The sequence below is a fragment of the Acidimicrobiia bacterium genome (assembly GCA_016650365.1).
GTDB lineage: Bacteria > Actinomycetota > Acidimicrobiia > Spongiisociales > JAENVV01 > JAENVV01.
The window spans coordinates 1-9,415 of the sequence record JAENVV010000127.1; the positions used below are offsets into that span (position 1 = coordinate 1).

General features: G+C 59.4%; 7 protein-coding genes. 6 read left to right on the forward strand and 1 reads right to left on the reverse strand.

The genetic code is table 11. The features are described 5' to 3' along the window. The 4 genes from JJE47_07545 to JJE47_07560 all read left to right on the forward strand — a co-directional run. Positions 1–267 (forward strand): hypothetical protein (locus tag JJE47_07545; protein MBK5267273.1); only part of this gene is annotated, 267 nt, incomplete at its 5' end. Between the two features lie 479 nt (positions 268–746). Continuing rightward, entirely contained in the window at positions 747–1,790 is a 1,044-nt protein-coding gene (locus JJE47_07550) for an aminoglycoside phosphotransferase family protein (protein MBK5267274.1), read from the forward strand. 168 nt (positions 1,791–1,958) lie between these two features. After that, a complete protein-coding gene (locus JJE47_07555; GenBank protein MBK5267275.1) occupies positions 1,959–2,522 on the forward strand; it encodes a hypothetical protein in 564 nt (187 codons plus the stop codon). After that, positions 2,519–3,805 carry an O-antigen ligase family protein gene (locus JJE47_07560; protein ID MBK5267276.1) on the forward strand — a complete coding sequence of 429 codons (1,287 nt, stop codon included), beginning with the start codon at positions 2,519–2,521 and terminating at the stop codon, positions 3,803–3,805. The genes JJE47_07555 and JJE47_07560 overlap by 4 nt, the downstream gene beginning before the upstream one ends. Here JJE47_07560 and JJE47_07565 read toward each other — a convergent pair. Further along, positions 3,777–5,387 (reverse strand): hypothetical protein, encoded by a 1,611-nt coding sequence (locus tag JJE47_07565; GenBank protein ID MBK5267277.1) that lies wholly within the window; start codon positions 5,385–5,387, stop codon positions 3,777–3,779. The genes JJE47_07560 and JJE47_07565 overlap by 29 nt on opposite strands. Positions 5,388–5,653: 266 nt before the next feature. Between JJE47_07565 and JJE47_07570 the strand changes: the two genes are divergently transcribed. After that, positions 5,654–7,561 carry an S-layer homology domain-containing protein gene (locus tag JJE47_07570; GenBank protein MBK5267278.1) on the forward strand — a complete coding sequence of 636 codons (1,908 nt, stop codon included), beginning with the start codon at positions 5,654–5,656 and terminating at the stop codon, positions 7,559–7,561. A gap of 220 nt (positions 7,562–7,781) precedes the next feature. Further along, positions 7,782–9,415: S-layer homology domain-containing protein (locus tag JJE47_07575; GenBank protein ID MBK5267279.1), on the forward strand; the 1,634-nt coding region annotated here is incomplete at its 3' end.

Genomic DNA, 9,415 nt, shown 5'->3' on the forward strand with positions numbered 1-9,415 from the left:
AACCTCGGCAAACAGTACGGACTCATCCGCAAGACCGAGGTATCAATGGCGCCATCGTCGACCTGGCGGGTCTACGGTATCGTCGCCGCAATCACAGGCCTCTCAATATTCGTGGGGTACGGAACGGCACTCAACCTCACCGTCCGGATGGTCCTATTCGTTCTGCTATCGCTTGCAGGTGTCGTCTTCAGCCGAAATATTCTCGATGTTGAAGACACGTTTCCTAGTCTGGGGAAACTGCCGCTGATCAAGTATTTGGTCAAGTGAGCATGCTCGCCGGGACCCGGCGACTGGTTATGCCGCCGTCCTCGAATCTCCGACAGTCCGACGACTTCGCTTGGCTCTATCTGCTCCCGAGCCACCGACATATCGTCTGTGTTGGCGTTCCGAAGTCCGGAATCAAGGAGGCCGCTGCCGGCCTTGGCGCGCTTGTTTCAGTCATAGACTCCCGAACCGAATTGCCAGGCTCCGAACCGATCGACGCATTGGTGGTCGTTTCTTCTGGCGCGGCTGACACGCTCTCGGCAGTCGAGAGCTGCCGGACGCGACTTCGTTCTGATGGGGTGGTTGTGCAGTTGATAGGCAGCGCCTCCGTGACCGGGAGAGTGCACTGGGCTGCCCTAGGGCGACAACCCCGATCGGTGTGGCGTCGACGCCTGTCGAGGCTCGCTGGTATGGTCGGCGCCCGCGCCGCATACTGGTTGAAATCCGACATTCCCGCACGGTCGCGGGACCATGCTTCCGACGTGCACTTCGTTGAGGTCCCGGCCGATCTGACCCCGTCGCGTCGCATGGATGCCGTCTCGGTCAGCCTCGGATCGCTTTCTCTCCCTGCGTACGTTTCGGATCTAGGCGCCCGATTCGGCCTGGCATTCGACGATGCCCGGTGGACCTTTGGCCCACCCAGGGGCTTCGCATCACAAAAGGTTGTGTACGGTCTGGCGAGATCGGAAGGTGAGATCGATACGATTCTCAAAATCACCCAAAGCCCCCGGTTCAATGCGCGTCTGGACGCCGAGGCCGATGCCCTCACGGCGTTGGCTGCGATTCCGGGTTTGCGGTTCGTCGTTCCGAAAGTTCTCTTCAAATCAGAGTACGCCGGACGTTCCGTGATTTGTCAGACCATGGTCGCCGGCTCCTCGTTTCGGACCAGAGCGACCCGGGATGCGCGAGGTACGGTCGCTACCGCTGGTTTTCGGGCCGCCATAGATCTCTCCGCTCGGACCGTCGAACCCTCGGAACCCGGCGAGTCGGCCGCCGCCGTCGATGGACTGCTCGCCAAGTTTCTCAGTATCTACAGACCCCCAACAGCGACGGTTGCCTCCTTGAATCTAGTCGCCAGCCGACTCGCCGAAGCCGATCTACCGACCGTGTTCATGCACGGTGACTTCGGAGCATGGAACCTGCTCATAGACGAAACCGACCGGGTCGGGATCCTTGACTGGGAGAACGGCGACCCGCAGGGTGCACCTCTTTGGGATCTGTTCATTTTTGCGAGAACGCTGGGGGTTTTCCTGGCCGACGTATCCGGCGTGAGGTATTCACCGTCCGTTTTTGCTCGCCAACTGCTCGGCCCGTCAGAGTTACGCCATGCCTTGTTCGACCACATTCGCGAGTATCGTCGCCATGTGGAGGTACCGGTGCAATCGGTGGATGACTTGTTTGTGATGTGTTGGGTTCAACAGGCGGTCCGGGAGGCGGCCAGCCTGGTGTCCCCGACCTGGCTCGGTTCTCGCGGTACCCAGCTGCTGGATCAGGCAGTTCGCATACCTCTCGGCTTTCGGGGCTAGTCAGGTGGAGCACGAGTGACTCTGCGACTTCTTCTCACCCGCTGGTGGCATCGGCTCCGTCGACCTCTAACCCGAAATCGGGCGATATTCATATGGCTGAGCCGACGGCGCAGGAATCGATCGGCCCTGCTCGTGAGGCCGGATAGCATCTTGTTGATTGAGGCTCCGATGCGCTCAGGAAATACCTTTGCTGTGGCAGCTTTCTGGCTGGCAAATGGGAGAGATCGTCATGTTGGCCGCCACATCCACACCGCCGCGCATGTTCTCGAGGCAGTTCGTCTCAAGATTCCGGTACTCGTTATCGTTCGCGACCCAAGGGCAGTAGCCGTTTCGCACGTATTGCGCCGGCCGGCCCTAAGCGTGAGGGACAGCCTCATCGACTATGTGGACTTCTACCGAACTCTCGATCCGGTACGGGATTCGATCGTTGCCGTGGACTTCCAAACGCTTGTGTCAGACTTTCCGGCCGTCATCGACCAGGTCAACGCCAAATTTGGAACCCGTTTTACCAGTCATCCCATGGACGAGGCCTTCCAGAAGCAAGTGACCTCGTTGGTCGAAGAGATGAACAAGGACGAGTCGGTGAGCGACGGGAAAGTCGACGAGTTGAGAGTGGCCCGCCCCTCGGTGGAACGAGACCGTGTTCGCTCAGGGCCGGAGTCGGAGTTGGCTCGTGCCAAGAACCGCCGCTACGTGGAACGGGCAGTTGCGACCTTCGAGCGCTGGCAATGACGCAGGGACTCATCTTGGCGATCGCCTCGATTCCAGCCTTCGTCGTCGCAGTCCTGTGGATGTGGAAGCGGCCGGTTCGCTTCCTGGCCGCCTATCTCGCCGTACTCCCGTTCGGCTCGGCGCTGGCAGTGCCGATTGGCCTTCCGAGGGCGTTTTCGACGGTCTCATCCCTGCTCGGCCTATTCGTCGCCGGGTTCTACGTCTGGCGGTGGATCAGCCTACGTCCTGTCCTGAGGGTTCCCTCGCTCAGCCTGCCTCTCTGGGTGCTCTACTTTGCATGGGCGGTCTCTACGTCGATTTGGTCGATCAAGAGTCGGGTCACGACAAGTAACCTCATGGTTCTTGGCGTACTTATCGCCCTTTTTGCGATCATTGTCGTCACGCCAATCACCCGCGATGAGCTGCGCGAGGTACGTGCCTGGATCGCGGTCGGCGGTGGCCTGACCGGCTTCTATGCACTAGTGCTAGCCGCCACTGGCACACTTCCCAAGACAGGCGCTGGCGTGTCGCGATTTGAGATCACCGGGGCAGGTGGTGGAGAGGGTGGAGATCCCAACATCACCGCGGCCGCCTTGATTATGCCCATCGCCATAGCCCTGTGGGAGGGCTTCAACCCTGACCAACCCCGGCGGGTCAGGATGATGTTCCTTGCCTCGGCTGGCATGGCGGGCGTGGCCGTCCTCTTGACTGCTTCGCGGGGTGGGATACTTTCGATCGTGATCGTTGCGGTGATCACGTTGCTCTCCCAGCGGCGGGGCCTTGGGTCGATGATTCTGATCGGCCTCATGGTCCTCCCGGCAGCTCTCCTCGTGCCGGCGACGTTCTCCGAACGGGTCGATAACACCGGTACGACAGGCCGTACGGCTATCTGGCGGTTGGCCATCGAGAGTTGTCCGCAGTACTGCCCGATGGGAAGTGGGTTCGGCACGTTCGCCGATGTCCACGAAATTGCATTTCTGGAGAGCGAGGGGGCCACTGGGACGAAGATTCGCTATCAGGCCCATTCCATCTGGTTCGAGTCAATGATCGAGGTCGGGTTCGTCGGTTTAACTCTGCTGGCGGCGGCCCTCTATGTCACCGTGCGAGATCTAGTTCGGCTTCCGGTTAGGGAACGCTATGGTGCCTTCGAAGGGTTGGTAGCCCTTCTCTTCGCCAACACGTTTCTCTCCAACTCGACGTTCAAGTACTTCTGGATGGGGCTGATCTACGCCGTCCTGGTGGTCAGCATCGCCAAAAACGAGGTACCTATCGGGACTAGGGCTCTGGATCGTGTGACGAGCTAAGCGCTCCGGCCTGCTTGATCCAATCAGCAACAGTCCCATAGCGGACCTCCATCGTGTAGGCGAGGCCACTGGCGTTGGCGGTGGCTAGTTCTTCCACGGTCGTAATTCCCACTGCGACCAGGCGTTCGGCGAACACGGCGCCTATTCCTCTGATCGACCTCAGCGTGAGGCCTTCCTCGCCATCATCCGCCCGTTGTGCCGCCGGAGGAGCCTTCTTGGATCCGTTCATCGGAGCCACCGGCGCCATTGGCGGTGCACCCCGGGCTGTCGACGGTCTGCTTGGCTCCTCGACAGCCCCTGGGGCTTCCCCAAATAGGCGAACGGAACCCGACTCGGGGCTGGAATGTGTGGTCTTGCGGATAGGCTCTTCGGGCGTTGACGGGCTGGGATCAGACGACTCCATCACCTCGGAGGCACCGTCGCCAGCCGCGGGTCCTTCGTCGCTGTCGCCGCTGAAGGTGGCGCGAATATGCTGATTTGCCTGACTGATCCAGTCGACAACAATATCCCTTCGGACCTCAATGGCGTCAGACAGCCACTTGCCGTTGGACCCACTGAGTTCTTCGATGGAGGTGATACCCGCCGCTACCAGCCGGGCTGCGAAAACCGCGTCCACCCCATCAATCAATTCAAGAACGTGCGCGGCTTGCTCGTCGACAAATAGGAGTGGATGCATCGGCGACGGCTGGCGAAGCGACTCAAGGTGCGAGATGAGAGGTTCGATCGGTTCTAGATGATCTCGAGTCGATACGAAGGGTGACACGGGCGGTTCCTCTCTCGGAGCCGGCGGTGCCGCCAGTGAGCGTTCGAAGGTTGGAATCGATTTGGGGCTCGAAGCAACCGCCTTCTGATCGTTCGAATCAGCCCGGGGTTGGATGGCGCGAGAGGGCGCCGATTTGCCGAGTTTGACCGTTCCGATGATCGAGTCCTGGTCGGTCCCAGTACCTTCGGCTGAATCTGACTCGTGGAGGTCATCTGCGTCGAGCCTTCGAACCGGGCCGCGAAACAACGGCACGGCGTGGCCGGACCCTTGGAGGAACGCCACCAGGGCGGCTAGGCCGGCGACGAGCAAAAGCGCAGCGATCACGCTGAAGACCATGTTCGGAAGCCGGGACACCTCGAGTAGGACGGCGCCAGATTCCGTCGCCTCTATCTGGAGGGCGAATGAGCCGAGTCCCGGTCCGATCCGGTTCAACTCTTCTGCCAAAGCACGCCCGGCCGCATTTGCGTATAAGGCAGCCAGCTTCGGATCAGGATGAATGGCGTCAATATCCACCACAGAGGTGTTTTCGACCGGCGTTATATCGACGATTCCCGGGATGAGGTCCTCAGGCGAGATGCCGGTGCCGGCATAGCTGGCGGCTAATCGGGCAACTGTTCCACCGTTGAAGATTGCTACCGCTGTGCGAGGCAACGCATCCACCCGGATGGCCAGCTCAGAGGCAATGACGAGCGCTTTGGCCTTGTATTGAGGAACGTCTGGTTCACGCGACATCGCAATCACGTTCAGGCTTGCAATGACGACTAGCGCCAGGCCAATGAATTTCCACTTGTTGTATCGAAGCGTTGAAGCAATATCCATAACCTGAACCTGTTGTCCACCCGTGGAACCGCTTACCGTGGCGCTGCCGTCACTGTCTGCTCTCCGCAGATGAGTTGATCTTGTCTCATCCATTCTGTGGAGGTCATAGTACAAGACTCGTCAGGCACCTGGGTTCAGTATGAGGAATCTGACTTTCCATTAGCTTGCCTTGGCTTTTCCTACTACATTGGCGGCTTCACAAGACTTGCTGCGGGCGGACGTGGCAGTTACGTCATTCCAATAAGTTCAATGAACTTGGGGGCATTATGCAGGCACGTTTGGTTCGTGGATCACTGGCAATGGTACTCATTTTGGCGATGGTTTCGCTGATAGCCGTTGTCTCAAGCACTGACGCCGTTGGCGCCCTGGCGGTCAACACATTCAGCGACGACGACGGAAATGTCCACGAAAAGAACATCGAATTCATAGCCGAGTTAGGAATTACCAAGGGCTGTAATCCGCCGGCAAATACCAACTACTGCCCGTCAGGTACGGTCACCCGCGGGCAGATGGCGGCGTTCCTGGCGAGGGCTCTTTCATTGCCCGCTACCTCGGTCGACTTTTTCTTAGACGACGCAGACTCGATCTTCCAGAATGACATCAACAAGCTGGCGGCCGCCGGCATCACCTCCGGATGTAATCCTCCCGCCAACACCAACTTCTGTCCAGACGGTAAGGTGACCCGTGGACAGATGGCGGCCTTCCTCAAGCGGGCCTTCAACCTGGCGGGGGCATCAAAGGATTACTTCGTCGATGACAGCACTTCGATATTCGAGGGCGACATCAACCGCCTGGCAGCATCGGGTATCACCCTCGGTTGTAATCCGCCAAGCAATACCAATTTTTGCCCCGGCCAAAGCGTTCGGCGGGACCAGATGGCCTCATTCCTGGCCAGGGCGCTGACCACCAACGTCCCTCCACCAACCACCACCCCTCCCACGACGGTACCGACCAACGCGATCGTCTCCCAGACCGCTTTCCAGATCTACAACTCCGGTTCGGAAGCGGGTGCAACGGCCGCCGCCGCAATCAACACGCCGGCCGTCATTGCACTCAACACGGCGTTCTCGATCCGGGTCGGCGTCTCCAACACGGGATCCGCTTCGATCGCAGTCGCCCCGAAGTTGCAGTATCGCTTCATCGGTTCCCAGCTGCCCGGTCCAGTCTGGTCCAACTGGACAAACGTGACGGCGTCCTCTGCCCGAGTTCAAGCAGTCGGTTCTTCGTCATTGACCGACAATCAAATCACTTCCGAAAGACTGGCTGGCCCTCTGCCCTTCATCGCCGGGCGGATCGACGAGGCTGACGGAGCCATTGCAAGCGTCGCGACCTTGGTTCCTGACCGCGAGTCGGAATTCGTGTTTTCGGTGAAATTGATCACGCCGACCATCCAGAACGAGCAGTACGAGTTCCGTTTGGTAGACGCCACCGGGGCACTATTCAACAGTTACGGTGACGCCCCGGCCGTCAACCTCCCGTTCTCGTTCGCCAACGGCTTTGACACCGGCACAGACGGTGTGATTATCACACCGTCTGGTTCGGCAAACCCGCAGGCGTGGTCGGGTGTCATCCCGCTCATCGACCCCGGGGCGCCCCGCTACGCCACCGATCAATCGTTCGAAGGGGGGATGTCAGCCAAGTTCGATCGTCTAGCGACTGACCCTGCTTCATACGTGCGGATCAACGACTTCAACCAGGCCCACGATCTCTATGGCCGTCTCTACTTCCGATACGCAGGTTTGCCGGCCCCGGATGGAACCCGCATCGTGGACGTTGTCGGCGGGTTTGAAAACGGCGACTCCAACTCACATTCGATCACACTCACCGGAGTGGACGCCGTAGGTTCCGCGGGTCGCATCAACATGAAAGCAGGCGGCGTCGTCGGGGTTGGCGGCGAGACCAATCTGTTGCTCACGCCGGTTCTTGCACCCAACACGTGGCACCGCATCGAGTGGCACGCCACAACCGAGACGACCCTAGGAGCTGGGAACGGGAGCTTCGAGGTCCGTATTTACGACGCAACTGGATCCCTGTTGGATACGGGCATAATCGCCAGTCCTCTGGCCTTCACGAAGACCGAGTTCGAGGATGCCGATTTCGGTCCCCGATCACAAACCGTTACCGGTTGGATCGACGAAGTGAAGATGTCCAACACCGGTTGGGTTGGTCCCTAGTTGGTCGCCTCACAAAGTGGCCTCTACACCACTCTCAGCTCTTCATAGGTACCAGTTGCAGGTTATGGTGGGCCATACGTCAGCGACCTGGCATGGAACACGCCCGGTCGACCCGGTCGTCAAAGTCGACCGAGGGCTCAATCAGAGACGGAAACACAAACAAGCAATGGGCTGCACAACCGCAGCCAGACATTAAAACTCATATGCACTTGGGGGCATTATGCAGGCACGTTTAGTTCGAGGGTCGTTAGCGGTCGTACTGATACTGGCGATGATTTCGCTGGTGTCGGTGGTAACTGGAGGCGACGCCGTTTCAGCTCAGGCAATCAACACTTTTAGCGACGACGACGGAAACATTCACGAGGCGAACATCGAGTTCATCGCCGCTTTCGGAGTAACTAAGGGCTGTAACCCACCGGCAAACACGAACTATTGTCCGTCCGGTACGGTTACCCGTGGGCAGATGGCCGCGTTCCTCGCCCGGGCCCTTGCTTTGCCCGCTACCTCGGTCGATTTCTTCTTAGACGACGCTAACTCGATCTTCCAGAATGACATCAACAAGCTGGCGGCCGCCGGCGTCACAGTAGGGTGTAATCCTCCCGCCAACACCAATTTCTGTCCAGACGGCAAGGTAACGCGCGGACAGATGGCGGCCTTCCTCAAGCGGGCCTTCAACCTGGCGGGAGCGTCAGAGGATTACTTCGTGGATGACAGCACTTCGATATTTGAGGGTGACATCAACCGCCTGGCAGCCTCGGGTATCACCCTGGGCTGTAATCCGCCGAGTAATACGAATTTTTGCCCCGACCAGAGCGTTCGGCGCGACCAAATGGCGTCATTCCTGGCCAGAGCGTTGACCAAGTTCCCAACGACGACAACGACCACCAGTTCCACGACAACCTCAAGCACGACGTCTTCTACGACGAGTTCGACCACGACGACTTCGACCACGAGCACGACGGTTGCGACGAGTCCGTTGGTGTCACAGACTGCCTTTCGAATCTACAACGACGATGACATAGAGGGAGCCGCGACAGCAATGGCCGCCAAGGACACCCCCACCGTTGTTGCGGGCCTCGGCACTCCCTTCGTGCTCCGGGTCGGCGTGTCCAATACTGGGACGGCCTCAGCGAACGTACGGCCGAAACTGCAAGCACGTTATATCGGTGCGAATCTTCCCGGTCCCGCGTGGTCGTCATGGAGCGATGTCACGGCATCGTCTTCGATGGTTCAGTCTGTCGACTCGACCTTCCTTGTCGATGGTCAGGCCACGACCGAGCGCTTGGCCGGATCTCTACTGTTCGTGGCGGGATCGGTAGATGACGTCGACGGCATTATCGAAACCGCAGTCACCTTGACACCGGGTGCCGAGACGGAATTTGCTTTTGCCGTTCGCATCGTCGCCCCCACCACGCAGAATGAGCAGTTCGAGTTCCGGCTTGTGGAGGCGTCGCCTGTCTCGGTTTATGATCTCTATGGCCGTCTTCCCGCCGTCAACCTGCCCTATTCGTTCGCCAACGGCTTTGACGTCGGGACGGATGGCAGTGTCATAGTCGCTGGCACCTCGGCCGACCCGCAGGCGTGGTCACAGGTGAACCCGCTCATCGACCCTGGCATGCCCCGCTACGACACCACCATCAAAGTCGAGGGCAACAACTCAGGGAAGTTTGATCGTCAAGCCGCCGACCTTGCCTCGTACCTGCGTGTGAATGACTTCAATCAGGCCCACGACCTCTATGGGCGCCTCTATTTCAGGTTTGCCGGGATTCCGGATCCCTCAGGGACCCGGATCGTCGATGTGGTCGGCGGATACAATAGCGGCGACTCGAACTCTCACTCGATCACACTCACCGG